We start from the raw sequence: 16,735 nt of genomic DNA on the forward strand, positions 1-16,735 counted from the left end.
CGCGACCTACATCGTCATGGTTCCGGAATCTAGTCCCCTCACCGGAACATAACGAATGGTTCCGTCTTTCCCCATAATGATGGCAAGCCCCGCCAGGTAATTGATCCATTGCTTGGTATCGAAGTAGCGCAAGTTCACCTTCTTGTCGGTGAAGTACGCCGTCAGCGGAACGACAAACATGTCATGCGAAATAAACACGCCCACTTTTTTCACATTCGCAAATTCAGGCTTGATTATTTCCTTGATATACTTTTCACTGTAATCTTCAAGATCGTAGAAGGCGTCGGTGTACGAGCCCTTGTATGCATACTGCGAAGCCACCACCCAGCCGCCACCATTGCTGCTCTTGTAGCTTTCAAGCTTGTTGTTATCCTTCACATACCATTCGCCATCAAGGTCTTCAAGCGTATTTTCGGAGTAGCTTGCGCCGGCACCCTTCGCAATATATTCACAAGTTTCCTTGCTTCTCGTATAGGTCGAATTGGCAAAATAAATATCTTCGCCCTTCAGCTTTTCGCCAACACCCTGCGACTGGCTCTTACCTTCGTCGGTCAAGTGGCCGTTCTTACCGGTATCATCGCTACGCTTGGCATGGCGCAAGAAGAAGATGACCTTTTCGCCCGACTTCAGATTCTTGTAAACATCTTCGATGTCTTCGAATTCCTGAATGTCATCGCTAGTCGCGACTCGCCATTTTTTGTTTTCATCATCGTAAACGTAGTACGTTTCTTTATCAACGCGACCGTTCTTGATTTGGCCCGGATATTCGCCCTTGCCGTAACCGTAGGTGTCTTTTTCGACAGCAGTTGCAGCACGCCATTCATGCGTATTGGCATCGCAAATAAAGCGAACTGTCGGACCCGGCTGATCGTAGCCACCACCGCAGAAGTAGGCACTCAAACTGTTCGAAATACACTTGACCGTATCGGCATTCTGCGCATTGCAATCGCCAAAGTTATAAGCCCTAGACCAGAAACGCTTCAGGTGCTTTTCAAAGTCGGGCACCTTGCCCATATTCCAGCTAGCAATGTTATTGCGAATGGTCGCGTAAGAACCACTTGTATCAAGCACCATGAGCCAGTCAGCAAGGTCGGCCTTTGCGTTGTTGTCGTCCCAGTTGCCATTGCCCTTAATGCGGTCGGCAATGCCTGCGGCATAAGAAACCATTTCAGAGCCCGAACCCTTGCGCTGCATCATGATAGAGATTGCAAGCAAGGCGCCACTGTATTCATCGCCATCAAAGAGTCCGATATCTTCGGCAAAGCGGCCATCGGTCGTGAGCTGCTGCTGTTGCTGTCCACCAAAGTTCCAGCCACCAAAGCCACCGCCATTTCCGCCACTAGAACTGCCAGAAGACTTATCCCACTGGATTTCAAAGCTTGAAAGAATTTCACGCAAAGCCTGTGCCTTGACAGCGCGAACCGGTTGGTTGTTGCCACTGTTTTCCACAAGCTTGAGCACGCGCGGAGCTTCCATGTGAGTCAAGATATTCACGTTCACCGTATCTTTTTCGGTCACATCAACCACGGCTTCAAGAGTCACCGGCGATGAAGAAAGTCCACCCGTCAGTTCATTCCTAAAGTAACCGTTTGCCTTAACGCGCAAATACGGCGACACAAAGTCGACGCTGTCAAAATTGAAATTGCCATCGCCATTCAAAATACAAGTCTTGTGCGTACGCTTGGAATCGGCCAAATGCTGCGTACTGTCAAGTTCGATTAGCTTAATCGAAGTACCATAGCGGAACGGGCCCTTTTCGGCAACACCCACAAGATGCGCCCCCACCATACGCGGCACAGCCGAAGAATCATCGACAGCCGATGTATTTACGGAACTGCCACCACCGCCAAAGTTACCCCAAGGCGAGCTATATCCACCCGTTGAGCCCTTCTCGTCATCATCACCGGCATCTTCGCCAGTCACCATCACGCCATTGCGACAAGAAATTCCTGCCGTTTGAGCAACAGCGTCAGAAGGGACCCATTCCTTAGCCAAGCAAAAATACAAGACATTTTCGCTCTTGACCAAGAAGGACTCGCCTTCGTTTTTAGCAGTACATTCCGGCAGGGCATCTACATCGACCACCACCGTGGTATCTTCAATAACCGGATCTTCAACACCAATAACAGGACCCGTCGAAGAACTGGAATTGCCAGACTCGGAGCCCCCTTGACCACCGGAAGAGCCTCCGGCACTAGATGACAAAGGACGTCCTAAAGAATCTTTCTGGACAACGCCGCTGGATTTTTTATCCCAACGAGAACCGCTCGAGCGGCCATTATCGTCGCCATCATCATCGTATCTGTCACCATATTCATCAGGATCATTTTCATCTTCAAAAGAAGAGGAATTGCCAGAACACGCCTGCAAAGAGAAGGCGAACCAAGCAGAGATTATAATCCAAAACAGGCGATTCATTCGTCGATCCTAAAAAGCTATTCGCAATATAACAAGAAACTACTTTTTTTTCAATAAAAAAGCCAATAGAATTCACCAAAGACCCCCGCCTGTACAGGGGCAATGAGTAGAATCACGAAAAAACTGCAAAAACGGAACTTTTTAGCGCATTTTTCCAGTTTCGAGGAACCTGGAATGCATTTCAAAAGCCCTTTCCAAGGCCAAAGGCATGTGCAAACCCTTCGCATGTTTCAGGCTATATTCCAAGAAATCGGTGAGCGGTTCGCGGAAATCCGGGTGCGCACAATTCTTGATAATGAGTCTTGCACGTTCTTCGGCAGCAAGGCCACGCAAGTCGGCAAGACCCTGTTCCGTCACGAAAATCATGGTATCGTGATCGGTCTGGTCCACATGGCTCACGTAAGGTACAATCGAACTGATGGCGCCGTCTTTTGCGACCGATGGCGTCAAGAAAAATCCGAGAGCACAGTTGCGGGCAAAATCCGCTGCGCCGCCGATTCCGTTCATCATCGAAGAGCCCGACACCAGACTGCTGTTCACGTTGCCAAAGATATCAGCTTCAAGCGCCGTATTCATAGAAATCACACCCACGCGGCGAATCACATCAGGGCTGTTGCTCACTTCTTGCTGGCGAAGCACCAAGTGTTTTTTCCATTCGCCCGCATTTTCGACAAATTCCTTCTGCGCGCCTTCAGACAAAGTAAGAGCGGTACCCGAAGCGACGCCGAGTTTACCCTTCTTTAAAAGCGGGAACACAGCTTCTTGAATGACTTCGGTAAAAAGATCAATCGTTCCAAGGCGGCTGTCATCGGACATAGCGCTAAGGACAGCGTTTGCCACCTTGCCCACGCCACTCTGGAAGGCCATTCCCTTGGGGAGTCGGCCCTTGCTTTCTTCAAAGCAAATAAAGTCCAGAATGCGTTCGCCAATGTTTCTAGAGACAGCATCTGGTTCCACAAACGGATTCACTTCGTCGAGGCGAGATGTTTCGACAACGGCGATGACCTTGTTCGGGTCAATTTTTACGAATTCAGAACCCACACGATCGCCGGCACTGTAAATGGCAAGCGGCTTTGCATGCGGCGGGAGTTCCGGAAGCGCGGTATCGTGAATTCCCATGAAGGAATCACCCAGGCGCGTATTCAATTCCAAAATAATCTTGGGCGCCATCTCGAGGTAAGTCACCGAGTTTCCGCCCGAAGTCGAAAGGCATACACGACCGTCGCTCAATATGGCAGAGACTTCGATGACAGCGACCGTCGGCGCAGGCACTGCACCTGTACGCACCAAGTAGCCCATTTTGCCGAGATGGGCATCGATATACTTGATTTGGCCAGCGTTAATCGCCTTGCGTAAACTCGGATTGCTCTGGTAAGGCATTCGAAGCGACACCGCCTGCGCCCGAGCTAAAGCCCCGTCGCAGCTGTCGCCCGTAGATGCTCCAGAAAAAAGCGTGATCTTAAAAGGCTTGCCTTCGGCATGCAACTTTTCGGCACGCGCGGCCAAAGCCGTGGGCACATCTTTGGGGTAACCGGCCAAAGTAAAACCGGAAACACCCAGCACATCACCATCATTGATCATCGCTGCGGCATCGGCCGCTGAACACTTTTTCGCATCAATCCAAGTCATAGTGCCGTAAAAATAATTTTTTAGATTTTCCCGTGTGAAACATTTTATCAAATACAACTTGATTGGCGTTATGAACACGCTCATTACCCTAGCATCTGTCTGGGTGATGCACCAAATACTCGACTGGAATCTGGAACTTTCGAATTTTCTCGGGTTTATCTTTGGAGCCATTAACAGCTACTTGATGAACCGCATTTGGAATTTCAAGAGCCATAACCGCAAACGCACCGAAATCATTCGATTCATTATCGTGTTCCTTGCGGCCTACGCCTTGAACTTTGTAACGCTCGAAGCCACCGTTTACGTTTTGAACACCGCCTGGTGCAAACCGTTTACCGACTTCATTTCGCAATTCATGAAACCCGGCTTCTTCGCAAACATCGTTGCAAACGGTGTATACGTCATCGCAAGCTTTACGCTCTACAAGAAGTGGGTTTTTAAAAAATAACTCTAAAAAAAATCGTTGTTCGCATATACAAAAAGGGCGCCTTGCGGCGACCCTTTTTTGCAGCTGAGCTGCACAAGCTTTTCAAAAATTCCGATTAGAACGGTACGAGTTCAACACGGCGATTCTTGGAGCGGCCCTTCTTCGTCTTGTTGTCGGCAATCGGCTTGTCGGAGCCGAAGCCCACAGCGCGAACGCGGTCAGAAGAAATACCGTTCTGGATGAAGTAATCCACCACAGACTGAGCACGATCCTGAGAAATCTGCTTGTTCCTGTCTTCGTCGCCCGTGTTGTCGGTATGACCCTGGACTTCGATGTTGGCGGTGTTGAACTTCTTCATGAGTTTCACGATGTTGTTCAGGGTCTTGTAGCTTGCCTTCGTGAGCTTCGTAGAACCGCTCTGGAAGTTAATACCCTTCTTCAACTGTTCGAGGTCTTCAGCCTTGTTGAGCGGGCAACCCTTCTTGTCGATACGCACGCCTTCGAGGGTGTTCGGGCACTTATCGAGGAAGTCAGCCACGCCGTCCTTATCGCTGTCAACCGGGCAGCCCAAGGTGTCAACAGATGCACCCTTCGGAGTATCCGGGCACTTGTCGAGACCATCGTACACGCCATCCTTGTCAGCGTCAGCGGCACAACCCACAGAGTCAACCGGCACGCCGGCCTGGGTGTTCGGGCACTGGTCAATTCCATCAGGTACGCCGTCCTTGTCGAAGTCGAGCGGGCAACCCGTGTTGTCAACATTCAAGCCGGCCTTAGTATCCGGGCACTTGTCGAGAGCATCAGGTACACCATCCTTATCTGCGTCAGCCGGGCAACCGGTAGAATCAACAGCCACGCCCTGCTTGGTGTTCGGGCACTGGTCAGCGGCATCCGGAATACCGTCGCCGTCGAAGTCGCCTTCGCAACCTTCAGCATTCACCTGAGCACCTTCGCGGGTGTTCGGGCACTTGTCCATAGCATCGGGCACGCCATCCTTGTCTGCGTCAGCCGGGCAACCGAGGGTGTCAACCGGGAGACCAGCAGGAGTATTCGGGCACTTGTCGAATGCATCAGCAATGCCGTCCTTGTCAGCGTCAGCCGGGCAACCGGTTTCATCGACCTGGAGACCAGCCGGAGTATTTTCGCACTTGTCGAGACCGTCGTACACGCCGTCCTTATCGGTATCCTGCGGGCAACCGACAGAGTCTGCCTTCACGCCAGCCTGGGTGTTCGGGCACTTGTCGAGAGCATCAGGTACGCCATCCTTGTCGAAGTCCGGTTCGCAACCGAGAGAATCAACCGGAGCGTTTTCGCGAGAGTTCGGGCACTTGTCAAGACCATCGAGGATACCATCCTTGTCGGAGTCCATCGGGCAGCCAACGGTATCGATCGTTGCACCAGCCGGAGTACCTTCGCACTGGTCAAGACCATCCGGCAGGCCATCCTTATCGCTATCGACCGGGCAGCCAACAGAATCAACAACAACCTTTTCAATCGTGTGTTCGCACTTGTCTTCGCCATCAGGTACGCCATCGCCGTCTTCGTCACGCTTGGCATTGCCGCCAAAGCGCCAGGTCAGAGCAGCAGTCACAGCAACCGTCGGGGTCGGAGCATAGCCGTAGCTAACCGGGCCAGTCGTGTTGTCGTGATGAATGGTGTGTTCCTTGACGTTCTTCATTTCTTCGTCAATGTCATAACCGAGGTTAGCCAAGGTGCGGAAAGCAATGTCTGCACCCAAGGCAATGTCGATGTTCCACGGCAGGTGGAAACGGAAACCCGGAGTAAGGAGCATCGGGTCGTCCATCGGGTCGCGACGGTAAGCACCTTCTTCGACACGCATTTCACCAGAGTATTCAACAAAGATATCCATCCAGCTGGTCGGCATGACGTTCAAAGCCGTACCGTAAACCAAGGTGTTGGTTCCCTTGCCGGCATAGACAAAGCCTGCATGGGTGTTCCACAAGACCGGCACTCCAAGTGCGCCGAAGTTCAAGGAGAGCACCAAGGTTCCAGCAAAGTTAAATTCGGTAGAAGTATACGGGTTGGTCTTATCACCATCGTCATTCAAATACCAAGCATGACGGGGACGCACGCCCACGTTTTCGTCACCGGTCGGGATATAGACATCGCCCTGGATAGCAAGGCCAAAGAAGCTGTTGGCATCGCCAACGAGACCGGCCTTCAACCAAATATCCACGTCACCGCGGCTGGCTTTCCAAATATCGCCTTCACCCTTTTCCTTCAGGTTAGCGTGGTCGTAGTACAGCGGAAGAGCCACACCGAGGTCCAAGAAATCGCGCAGACCGATTGCGGCATGAACATTACCCGAAAGGGTTCCTGCCTGACCATGGAAAGCACGTTCCTGATTTCCCTGATAGATCACGCCACCACGAGACTGAGACCAGGAGTCCGTAGAGATATCGCCACCCGTACCGAGTTCAATACCCCACTGGCCCAACGTATAGGCGTTGTGTTGATGAATACCGGAGGTACCGCCCTGAAGCCCGGACTGGGCAAAAGCAAGACCGCCAGCGACTAGTGACAAAGCAATGATTTTTTTCATTGTATCCCTCGCATGTCTTTATTACATTTTGTTTCCAATGTAGTATTTTCAGCAAATTAAAACTCCATGTGACGCCGCTCACACCCCAAAATGACCGCAATTTCTGTAGATTTGCAACCAAATGTTCTTAATAGGCATCTAATTAGCGATTATGGACCCGATTTTATCAATACAAAATATCCGCCGAGACTTCAAAATGGGCGATGAAACAGTCCACGCATTGCGTGGAGTTTCTTTTGATATCTACCCCGGTGAATTCGTGACTATCATGGGTACAAGCGGATCTGGCAAGTCGACCATGCTGAACATTTTGGGTTGCATGGACAAGCCGACCTCCGGTGAATACATTCTAGACGGACAACACACCGAAAAATTAAAGCGCGACGCACTCGCGAAAATCCGCAGCAAAAAACTCGGGTTTGTGTTCCAAAGTTACAATTTGCTCAGCCGTACCACGGCTATCGAAAACGTAGAACTCCCTTTGTTGTATAATTCCAGCGTGTCTGCCGCAGAACGCCACCGCCGCGCAATCGAAGCATTAAAAATGGTCGGACTCGAAAGTCGTATGAACCATTTGCCGAACCAACTTTCGGGCGGCCAGCAACAGCGAGTCGCTATCGCACGCGCCCTTGTCAACGACCCGGTGATTATCCTCGCCGACGAAGCAACCGGTAACCTAGATACGCGAACCAGCTACGAAATCATGATGATTTTCCAGGAGCTAAACCGTCAAGGAAAAACCATCGCCTTCGTGACGCATGAACCCGACATTGCCACCTTTAGTGGGCGTACCATTACGCTGCGCGACGGGCTCCTTAAGAAAGATGTGAAAAACGAAAACGTGCAAGACGCCAAGGCCGCCTTCGAAGCACTCCCTCCGCCAGAAACGTTTGAGGAGGAATAATGTCGCCATTCACTCTAATCAAAATCGCACTCAAGGCATTGCTCCGTAACCGCATGCGCACCTTCCTTTCGGTGCTCGGCATCGTGATTGGTGTTGCGGCGGTAATTGCCATGGTCGCCATGGGCGAAGGATCCCGAATTTCTATCAAGGAACAGATGACGGCGATGGGTTCAAACGCCATCATTATCATGCCAAACCGTGACCGACGCGGCGGTGTGCAGCAGGAATCTACCAGCGAACTCCTTGAAGAAGCCGACATCATCGCTATCCGCGAAAATGCTACCTACATTAACGGCGTCTCTCCCATGATGACTGTGGGCGGGCAAGCGATTGTAGGCAACAACAACTCCCCCACAACTTTGAGCGGTATTTCTGCCGACTACCTCAAGATTCGTAACTACGAAATCGAAGACGGCGTGATGTTCGATGACGTCACGGACCGCATGTCTAAAGTCTGCGTTATCGGGCAAACCGTTGTCAAAAACCTGTTCCCTGAAGGCGACCCGATTGGCAAGACGATTCGCTACAAGAACATTCCCCTGAAAGTCATCGGGACCTTGAAAGCAAAAGGCTCCGGCGACTTCGGGCAAGACAACGATGACGTGATTTTCACGCCATACCAGACGGTCATGCGCAGGTTTTCTGCAACCACAAACATCCGCCAGATTTTTGCAAATTCTATAGGTGAGGGTTACGCCGAAAAGGCAACCGAAGAAATCATGGGAATCCTGAAGGAACGGCGCGGCTGGACCAAACCCGTTGACCCGTTCCGCGTATTTACGCAAGAAGAAATGATTCAGACCATTACGAGTACTTCTGACATGATTTCTTTGGTGCTCACGATTATCGCAGGAATTAGTTTGTTTGTAGGCGGTATCGGTATCATGAACATCATGTATGTGTCTGTCACGGAGCGTACCAAAGAAATTGGCCTGCGCATGGCCATCGGTGCCCGCGGCAAAGACATCATGTTCCAGTTTTTGTTCGAATCGGTGATTATTAGCCTGCTTGGCGGCGTTATCGGAATTGCGCTTGGCATTGCCGCCTCCGAAATCGTAAAAATCGCCTTCAATATGCCCATGAGCGTCTCTGTTACCAGCGTCATCGTGAGTTTTGCCGTATGCTTTGCAACAGGCGTATTCTTTGGCTGGTATCCCGCCCGAAAGGCAAGCCGTCTTGACCCGATTGAGGCATTAAGATTCGAATAAAATGTAGAATAAGGTGAATGCGGTCACACAAAATTGCAACCTGAAGCATTTGTTGACACACCTGCTTGAAAGTTAACTCTCCTTTACTTATAATTACCTTATATTACTTTTGGAGGAAATTATGAGAAGGAATAAAAAAATTAGGCCAATTGCAGTTGCCGCGTCTCTTGCATTTTCGGCTACGGCTGCAATGGCCGCAACCACCCCTTACGACCTGATTCGCCCGACCTGGCCTTTGAGCTGGGATGCGAAGGTATTCGAAAATTTCGATACGACGATAACAAAAAAGACAGGCATGCTTCCGAAAGATGCAACTCCTGCAAGTTTCAAGGCGGGCGCCCTGTTGCCCGACACCTTGAACCAGGCCTACTACGACGCTATTAACACAAAGATTTCTCCGATCCGCGTAAACCAGGCAGGTTACCTGAAGAGCGATACGGAACGACAGTTCTACTATGTAGGCTCCAAGGCCACCGAATTCGAAGTCGTGGATGTTGACGGCAAGTCGCTGAGCACCAAGGTAACCGGAACTTTTACCGCAACCGAAACTGAAACCCAAAGCGACTGGGCCATTATTGCCGGCACTGACGCAGCAACTAATGATCAAAAGCGTTACAAGGTTGAAATTACCGGACCTTCCGGCAAAATCTTTGTCGGTAAAATTCCGCAAAGCGTACCTACCGACAAACGCCTGCGCATCAAGGTAGGCGACGAAATTTCCAGCACCTTTATTGTGAGCGACAACGTCTACACCATGGCAAAGGATGCCGCCCTCAAGTTCTTAGGTATCCAGCGTAGCGGTAATTCCGAGTCGTGGTTCCACGCTGCGAGCCACACCAAAGACGGCGCAGGCAAAGTGGTAAACATCGTTACCAATGCCACCCCGGAACTTACATCGAAAGAAGGTGCACTGCAAGGTGGCTGGTACGATGCCGGAGACCACCTGAAGGAATCCCAAACACAGGCTTTTGCCTTTATGGCTTTGGCTGTGATGTCTGCCACCAACCCCGCTAAGGACGTAGACCACTACGCCTACAATCACGCTGAATTTGTAAAGACCGATGGAATTCCCGACGTATTGCGCGAAGCCGCGCACGGTGCAGACTTTTTCTTGAAGGCTTACAAACTTGCCAACGGAGTCATTGATGACATGCCGGTTTCCATCGGAAACTTTGGTAGCGATCATAGCTGGTGGGGACGCCCGGAAGCCCAGGATTACTTGAATGTAGAACATCGCGGAGGCCCTGCTGAACGAGATGTGCGACTCGGCGAACTCGGATCCAACATTTCTGGCGAAATCGCTGCCGGTCTTGCCATTTTAAGTAAAGAATACGCCAACTACGACAAAGATTTCGCAAAAGCCTGCTTGACGGTCGCCGAAAAGATGTATGACTTTGCTAAGAATCTCGCCCAAGGCAAAGACAAATATGATGGCGACAAGTCCTTCGTAAACAACAAGACTGCAGCAGGTTGGGCAACCCCTGCTTACGTAGGCAACAACGAATTCGAAGACGACTTGGCTCTCGCTTCGGTCGCGCTCCTTTACGCTACCGGCAAAAAAGAATATGCCGACGACATGATCCGCGCAAAGGATCTCTTCAAAAGCCAAGCTACTGGTACCGGAGCAGGATTCTTTGAAGGCGGCTGGTTCTCTACCACCGAAAAAGGCATGCTAAAAAATGCCAAGAACACTAGCTGGGCAAATGCACATACCTACGCCCTGTACGCCCTGTATAAGTTGATTCTTGCAGACAAGACCAAGGCTACAACCGATTACGGGCTTTCTGAAGAAGAACGCTTAGCCGCTATCGAAGACTGCCTTGCCGATATGATTTACAATCTAGGCGATGTAAGCGACGGTACAGCATCGATCGTTCTCCCGACTGGTGACGTTGGCTTCAAAGGCAATACGATCAAGTATGACCCGACTTGGTACACCATGCAGACAGACCAAGCCTGGATTTTCAACCATTATCAACTCGGAAATATCTTTGACGTATTGGCATACGCCGATGTCGCAGCCGATATCGAAAAACAGAAAATCACACTTCCGACCATGGCTAGCACAGGCCTCAAGGCTAGTGAAATGCTCCAGCTCGGTATCAACCAGCTGAACTACCTATTCGGCGTAAACCCCTGGGATATTTCCTTTGTATACGGCGTAGGCGACAAAAATGACGCTCACCCGCACCACAGGGCATCTAATCCCGAAGGCAAATCGACACCCGGTTTTAGTTACAAATATTCCGTTCCTACCGGTGGTCTGATCGGATGGCAATCCCCTGCCAATACTTCAAAAGATGATGATAGTAAAATGGATTGGGAAAACTTCTATACTTCTGAAGCCACTCTTAACGCTGCAGCACTTTTGACGTCTGCACTGACGTTTGTAAGCAACGGCGGCAGCGACTACTATGAAAAGAAGTGTGACAACTGCGATTCCACGGAACGTTCTCCCTTCTCCGGTGAAATTTATGCAACGGCATATCATTACACTTTCGGCGACATGGATTTCTTCAACATCAACCTCTTTAACGAGACCCTTGAAGACGCCGACAGCCTTGTTGCCTACATCTACTTTGAAGCAACTGAAGAAGAAATGAACGCTTGTGGAGTCCTACTTGATTTAGATATCTGCCAAGCTTACGACGTGGCAGGTTTCAACAAGCCCTGCGAAAACGTTGACGAACTCAGAAGCTCTATGAGAAATCAAAAGGCCATAAAAGTCGAAGACACTTACAATAAAGACAAAAAGACCTATACTTGGGAACAAGCCATCAATCTCGGAACCATCGGCCTTGGAAGAAGGATGAGACTCGACATTGGCGTATCCTCCGGAATGAGCTCGGGCGGACAATGCGACATTCTCATGCAGCACTCCAAGGTTAACGTGGGTGACGGATGGAGCTTTACCACCCACACCGCCACCAAGGACGCCCCCGCTTACGCAGGCGCCCCCGATTGGGAAAAGGACCGAGGCGATCTCCAGCAAGCTCCGCAGGATCCTTACATTGTTCTCCGCAGCAAGGGCAAGCTCTTGTGGGGCTACGGTCCGGGCAACACCACCAGCGACCGCGTCGGTTTCATGAAGTCCATCGCAATTGCGAAGGCTCGCATGCAGGTTGCCAAGAACAAGCTCTATGTGCTAGCAAGCGCACAGGGCACCAAGACCGTGAAGATCTTTGATATGCTCGGCAACCAGCTGATGGCCAAGGACTTCTACGGAACCCGCGCCGAAGTGAACCTCGCGAAACTTCCGCACCGCGGCGCCCTGATTGCAAGAGTCGTTCAAAACGACAAGGTTCTTGCCACCCAGAGCATTATGGTGAAGTAGTTCTCAATACTGCAGAATTTAAAATAGCGCCCGAAAGGGCGCTTTTCTTTTACAATTTTTGTTACGATTAAAAATGAAGAATGAAAAAATGGGAAAAAATATTGTTCATTTTTAATTTTTAATTATTAATTTTAAGGGCATGAATCTGCTTGAATTTTTACAACCGATGCCGGTCGTGGGCATTCTCCGCGACATTCCCCAAGGCGCCGAAGAAGCATGCGTCAAGACCGCTGTTGAATGCGGCCTCAAGGCGATCGAAGTCACCATGAACACCGCAAATGCCGAATCGATTATTGCAACCCTCAAGGCTGCCGCCAAGCCTCACGGCATTACCGTGGGCGCAGGCACAGTCCGCCACGGGAGCGACTTGGACAAGGCTATTGCCGCAGGCGCTGAATTTATCGTGACGCCCAATACACGCAACGAAATCATCCGCCTTTCGGCCACGGCTCGCATCCCGATTATTCCGGGCGCACTCACCCCGACCGAAGTGCAAAAGGCATTCGACTTAGGCGCTACTGCCGTCAAGATTTTCCCGGTGAACTGCGTAGGCGGCCCCGAATACATTAAGGCTCTGCGCGGGCCGTTCCGCGACATTCCCTTGATGGCATGCGGTGGCGTGAACCCAGAGAACGCAGCAAGCTACTTGAAGGCCGGCGCAAACCTGCTTTCGTTTGGCGCAAGCATTTACGACCCGAAGCTGATGGCCGCAGGCGACTGGGCAACCATTGCCGAGCGCCTGAAGAAACTTCTGAAGTCCATTCAATAGCTGATGCTGAACCAAGTTCAGCATGACTCAGGCACGAAAATCAAACAACAAAAAAATCCTGCTTTTAAGCAGGATTTTTTGTTTAACTCAAAAACGCAATGTGGAAAGACAAATGTGAAATGAATCATCACACATTTGTACATCACTCATCGCTCATTATTTCCTCATTTCCTCTTTCATCTTGTACATGGAAACGTCGGCACTGTGCAGCATGTCGTCAACTTCCTTGTAGTCTTCGCTGGAATGCGCAATACCGTAGGCAAACGAAGCCTGGTTTTCGACAATCTTAATGCCAGACACAATCTTTTCCATACGTTCCGCGCAAACAAACGCACCCTTCACATCGGTTTCGGGGCAAATGACCATGAACTCGTCGCCGCCCATTCTAAAGAGTTGGTCGGTTTCACGCAGAATTTCTTTAATCGAAGTCGAAACCGAGCGCAACAGCAAATCGCCAGCCTGATGACCATACCTATCGTTCGTTTCCTTCAGGCCATTCAAATCAAAATAAATGATGGCAAACTGCGTACCGTAACGCTTGGAACGCGAGAACCATTCACGCAGCGAAAACATGCCATGACGGCGGTTAAAACAACCCGTCATGTCATCGGTCAAAGAAATTTCTCTAAGGTTATGCAACGAGCGGCACAAGCGAATATGCACATTCACGCGCGCAAGCAAAATTTCGGCAATGGCACTCTTGCTCACAAAGTCCGAAGCCCCGGCCTGGAATCCTTTAGTCACACTATCGGAATCTTCGCGGTTCGTGAGGAATATGACAGGGAGGTCGTCCAAAGCATGGCGCTGTCTGATTCTGAGGCAGACATCAAAACCGTTCATCTTCGGCATGTTGATGTCGAGCAAAACCAAATCCACTTTATTGTCGCTCAAATAAGCCAGCGCGTCTTTTCCAGAATTGCAGCATTCAACGCTATAACCGACGCGTTCCAAAAGATCCTTGGTCTTTTCCAAGATTTCTTCATTATCATCAACAACAAGAATTTTTTCTTCTACCATCACATCCTCCTCGATCAACCAAGGACTGTTAACTTAAAATAACATTGTTTAGGGGGAATGTCAATATAAAAATTCAAGCGTTGGAGCCTTTTCGATCAGTCCAAGAGCCGCGGCATGCTCAAAAAATAGCGAAAGCGAACTTTTACGCTCATCGGTAAAGCGATAATCAATAGCCGAGTAATAGTTTTCGACTATGGAACGAGGCAAGTCCACCGGGTAGCAGGCCAACCAACGGTCAAGCGCCTGAATGGGATTTTCACGGAACTTTTCAACGCTATCGCGAGTCGCCTGCAAATACCGGAACAAAGTTTGTTCTAAATCGGGTTTGAGAGCGCTCTTTGCAATAATCCAGGCACCAAAAACAAAAGGCACATGCTGCCAGTCTTGCCAAAGCGCACCCAAGTCATAATCGTAAGCAAAACGGTGGCGTTCGTTTTCTTCGAGAGCCTGGTCGCCGATCAAAAGGCAAGCGTCATCAGTCGACTCGTAGGTTCCAGATTTATACACCGGTTCAAGCCCAAACCGTTCCTGCAGCAAAATCTTGAGCAGATTGATAGAGGTCATGCTCTGTGCCGTAAGGCACACCATCTTGTGTGACAGTTCTTCGATAGGCATCTTCGAAAACAGCTTCACGGAGCGCACTTCAAAAGAACACGAAGTACAAATGTCAGGAGCAAGTACAAAGGCATCCGGCTTTTGCGCAAACGTAATAGACGACGCCGGCGACAAATGGATAGACCCATTCTTAAGCCCAGCACAATGCGCACTCGGCGCCCCATCCACAAATTCCACGTCGCTAAATTCGGACTCTCGTCCAAGGAAGTCATGAAAAAACGGCGCACAGACCAAAAAAGGGATTCGTCCAACTCGTAAAGCCATGTAAAAAAGTTAATTTTTCGCCACGACCTACAACAGGGTCAAAAAATAAAATAACCAAAGAATAACCGAAAATGGCTAAGGTATAATGGCTGTATTTCATGTAAAGAAGACATCGCTCGGCGACGACCAGACGTCTCTGGTGTTCAAGGGCAAGATTGTTGAAGGTCCCATTAGCAAGGGCATGACAGTAGAAATCCCCGTCACACAAGAGGCGGTGGTAAGAATGAAGATTTTTGATGTCGTCCTGTTCGAAAAGCAGAAGGACGAATCCAAGAAGGTTGGACTGGTAGTCGATTTCAAGGATCTTCCCGATGACATGGAAGTCATCATGAGCCTGAACATTGCCGAAGAAGACCTCACGATTGTAAACGAGTAAGGCAATTCAGCCTTTTCGCACACACATAGGTGATACAATGATTAAAGAGAGACTGCGGGGGGTGAATTTGGGTGGATGGTTCAGTCAGGTAGACTGCATCCAGGAAAAAGATCCCGTAGGGTTTCCCGGGATCATTGAACACATCAAGACATTCCTCGGCGACGCGGATTTCAAGCGCATCCGCGGTGCGGGGTTCAACCACGTGCGCCTGCCGGTGGACTACTTCAACTTGTTCGACGAAGGAACGATCAAGCCTAAAGAAGAAGTTTTCGCTCTGCTGGACAAGGCCATCAAGGACATTCTGGCAAATGACCTATACGTGATTCTTGACCTGCACAAGTGCCCGGGCCACGACTTTCATCTCGGCTCTTACCAGGAGCAGCCCTTCTTTGTAAGTGCCGATGCCCGCAAGGATACCGCCAAGGTCTGGTCGTTTATGGCCGAACGTTACAGCGGCGAGTCCCGCGTGATGATGGAACTCCTGAACGAGCCCGCCGCCGCCGACTCCCTGGTTTGGGACAAAGTAAAAGACGAAATTTTCTGGGCCATTCGTAAGCACGCTCCGAAGAACACGATTGTGGTCGGCAGTAACAAGTGGAACAGCGCCCACGAATTCAAGTACCTGACCCCGATGGACGACGACAACGCCATCTACAGTTTTCATACCTACACTCCGGTGACCTTTACGCACCAGGGAGCCGCCTGGATTAACGATCCGTTCTTCAAAATTGAACGCCCGTGGCCAGGCGACTACGCCGCTCCCGAGGCCGGCGCCACCACCCGCCTCAACGTGGAATTCGGCAAGTGGGACAAGGCTCGCCTGCAAGAAAGCATCCAGAACGCACTCGACTTCCGCGCAAAGTACGACCTGCCGGTCGCCTGCAACGAATTCGGCGTCTACGTGCAAGTCGCCCGCAAATACCAGCTCGCCTGGATGCACGACTTCATGGAAATTCTGCGCGATGCCGACGTGGGCTACAGCTACTGGAACTACAAGAACCTGGACTTCGGTCTGGTTTCCAAGGGCGAATCCCTGCACCAGAACCTGAAGCAGTACGACAATCCGGACCGCCTCGACAACGAGCTCATGGAACTGCTCGCTAAAGGTTAAAGTTGGTAGAACTTAGATCGCTACGCTGTAGAACTTAGAAAAAGCGCCCCCGAAAGGGCGCTTTTTAAACATCCACTTAATAGACTAAGCTCTAAGTTCT

The 16,735-nt window shown here is 50.4% G+C and carries 12 protein-coding genes; 7 read left to right on the forward strand and 5 right to left on the reverse strand.

Going from position 1 to position 16,735, the window contains the following annotated elements; translation table 11 throughout:
- Positions 1 to 6: 6 nt before the first annotated feature.
- Positions 7 to 2,418 (reverse strand): histidine phosphatase family protein, encoded by a 2,412-nt coding sequence (locus tag QOL41_RS03090; RefSeq protein ID WP_283428612.1) that lies wholly within the window; start codon positions 2,416 to 2,418, stop codon positions 7 to 9.
- A gap of 141 nt (positions 2,419 to 2,559) precedes the next feature.
- Positions 2,560 to 4,047 carry a succinyl-CoA:acetate CoA-transferase ScpC gene (scpC, locus tag QOL41_RS03095; protein WP_283428613.1) on the reverse strand — a complete coding sequence of 496 codons (1,488 nt, stop codon included), beginning with the start codon at positions 4,045 to 4,047 and terminating at the stop codon, positions 2,560 to 2,562.
- A 34-nt stretch (positions 4,048 to 4,081) separates the two neighbouring features.
- On the opposite strand from scpC, the gene QOL41_RS03100 reads away from it, so the two are divergent.
- Positions 4,082 to 4,495, forward strand: coding sequence for a GtrA family protein (locus tag QOL41_RS03100; RefSeq protein WP_173653795.1), 414 nt, complete (start codon positions 4,082 to 4,084; stop codon positions 4,493 to 4,495).
- A gap of 94 nt (positions 4,496 to 4,589) precedes the next feature.
- Here the strand turns inward: QOL41_RS03100 and QOL41_RS03105 are convergent, their stop codons facing one another.
- Positions 4,590 to 7,037: a thrombospondin type 3 repeat-containing protein gene (locus QOL41_RS03105; RefSeq protein ID WP_283428614.1), complete on the reverse strand. Its 2,448-nt coding sequence runs from the start codon at positions 7,035 to 7,037 to the stop codon at positions 4,590 to 4,592.
- A 151-nt stretch (positions 7,038 to 7,188) separates the two neighbouring features.
- On the opposite strand from QOL41_RS03105, the gene QOL41_RS03110 reads away from it, so the two are divergent.
- The 4 genes from QOL41_RS03110 (at position 7,189) to QOL41_RS03125 (ending at position 13,252) form a co-directional block, all read left to right on the forward strand.
- A complete protein-coding gene (locus QOL41_RS03110) occupies positions 7,189 to 7,941 on the forward strand; it encodes an ABC transporter ATP-binding protein (RefSeq protein WP_173653797.1) in 753 nt (250 codons plus the stop codon).
- Positions 7,941 to 9,149: an ABC transporter permease gene (locus tag QOL41_RS03115; protein WP_173653798.1), complete on the forward strand. Its 1,209-nt coding sequence runs from the start codon at positions 7,941 to 7,943 to the stop codon at positions 9,147 to 9,149. The genes QOL41_RS03110 and QOL41_RS03115 overlap by 1 nt, the downstream gene beginning before the upstream one ends.
- 121 nt (positions 9,150 to 9,270) lie before the next feature.
- Positions 9,271 to 12,483 (forward strand): glycoside hydrolase family 9 protein, encoded by a 3,213-nt coding sequence (locus QOL41_RS03120; protein ID WP_283428615.1) that lies wholly within the window; start codon positions 9,271 to 9,273, stop codon positions 12,481 to 12,483.
- Between the two features lie 139 nt (positions 12,484 to 12,622).
- Positions 12,623 to 13,252, forward strand: coding sequence for a bifunctional 4-hydroxy-2-oxoglutarate aldolase/2-dehydro-3-deoxy-phosphogluconate aldolase (locus QOL41_RS03125; RefSeq protein WP_173653800.1), 630 nt, complete (start codon positions 12,623 to 12,625; stop codon positions 13,250 to 13,252).
- Between the two features lie 156 nt (positions 13,253 to 13,408).
- On the opposite strand, the gene QOL41_RS03130 is transcribed toward QOL41_RS03125, so the two are convergent.
- Complete coding sequence (locus tag QOL41_RS03130; protein WP_283428616.1) at positions 13,409 to 14,269, reverse strand: GGDEF domain-containing response regulator; 861 nt, start codon at positions 14,267 to 14,269, stop codon at positions 13,409 to 13,411.
- Positions 14,270 to 14,329: 60 nt separating this feature from the next.
- Positions 14,330 to 15,148, reverse strand: a complete 819-nt coding sequence (locus QOL41_RS03135) for a menaquinone biosynthetic enzyme MqnA/MqnD family protein (RefSeq protein WP_283428617.1) — start codon at positions 15,146 to 15,148, stop codon at positions 14,330 to 14,332.
- An 85-nt stretch (positions 15,149 to 15,233) separates the two neighbouring features.
- Here QOL41_RS03135 and QOL41_RS03140 point away from each other — a divergent pair, with 85 nt between their 5' ends.
- Both QOL41_RS03140 and QOL41_RS03145 read left to right on the forward strand, forming a co-directional pair.
- A complete protein-coding gene (locus QOL41_RS03140) occupies positions 15,234 to 15,524 on the forward strand; it encodes a hypothetical protein (protein WP_072798334.1) in 291 nt (96 codons plus the stop codon).
- Positions 15,525 to 15,561: 37 nt separating this feature from the next.
- Positions 15,562 to 16,635, forward strand: coding sequence for a glycoside hydrolase family 5 protein (locus QOL41_RS03145; RefSeq protein WP_283428618.1), 1,074 nt, complete (start codon positions 15,562 to 15,564; stop codon positions 16,633 to 16,635).
- The last annotated feature ends 100 nt before the right edge of the window (positions 16,636 to 16,735 follow it).

Origin of the sequence: Fibrobacter sp. UWB10 (assembly GCF_900182935.1) — a bacterium.
Classification (GTDB): Bacteria; Fibrobacterota; Fibrobacteria; order Fibrobacterales; family Fibrobacteraceae; genus Fibrobacter; species Fibrobacter succinogenes_O.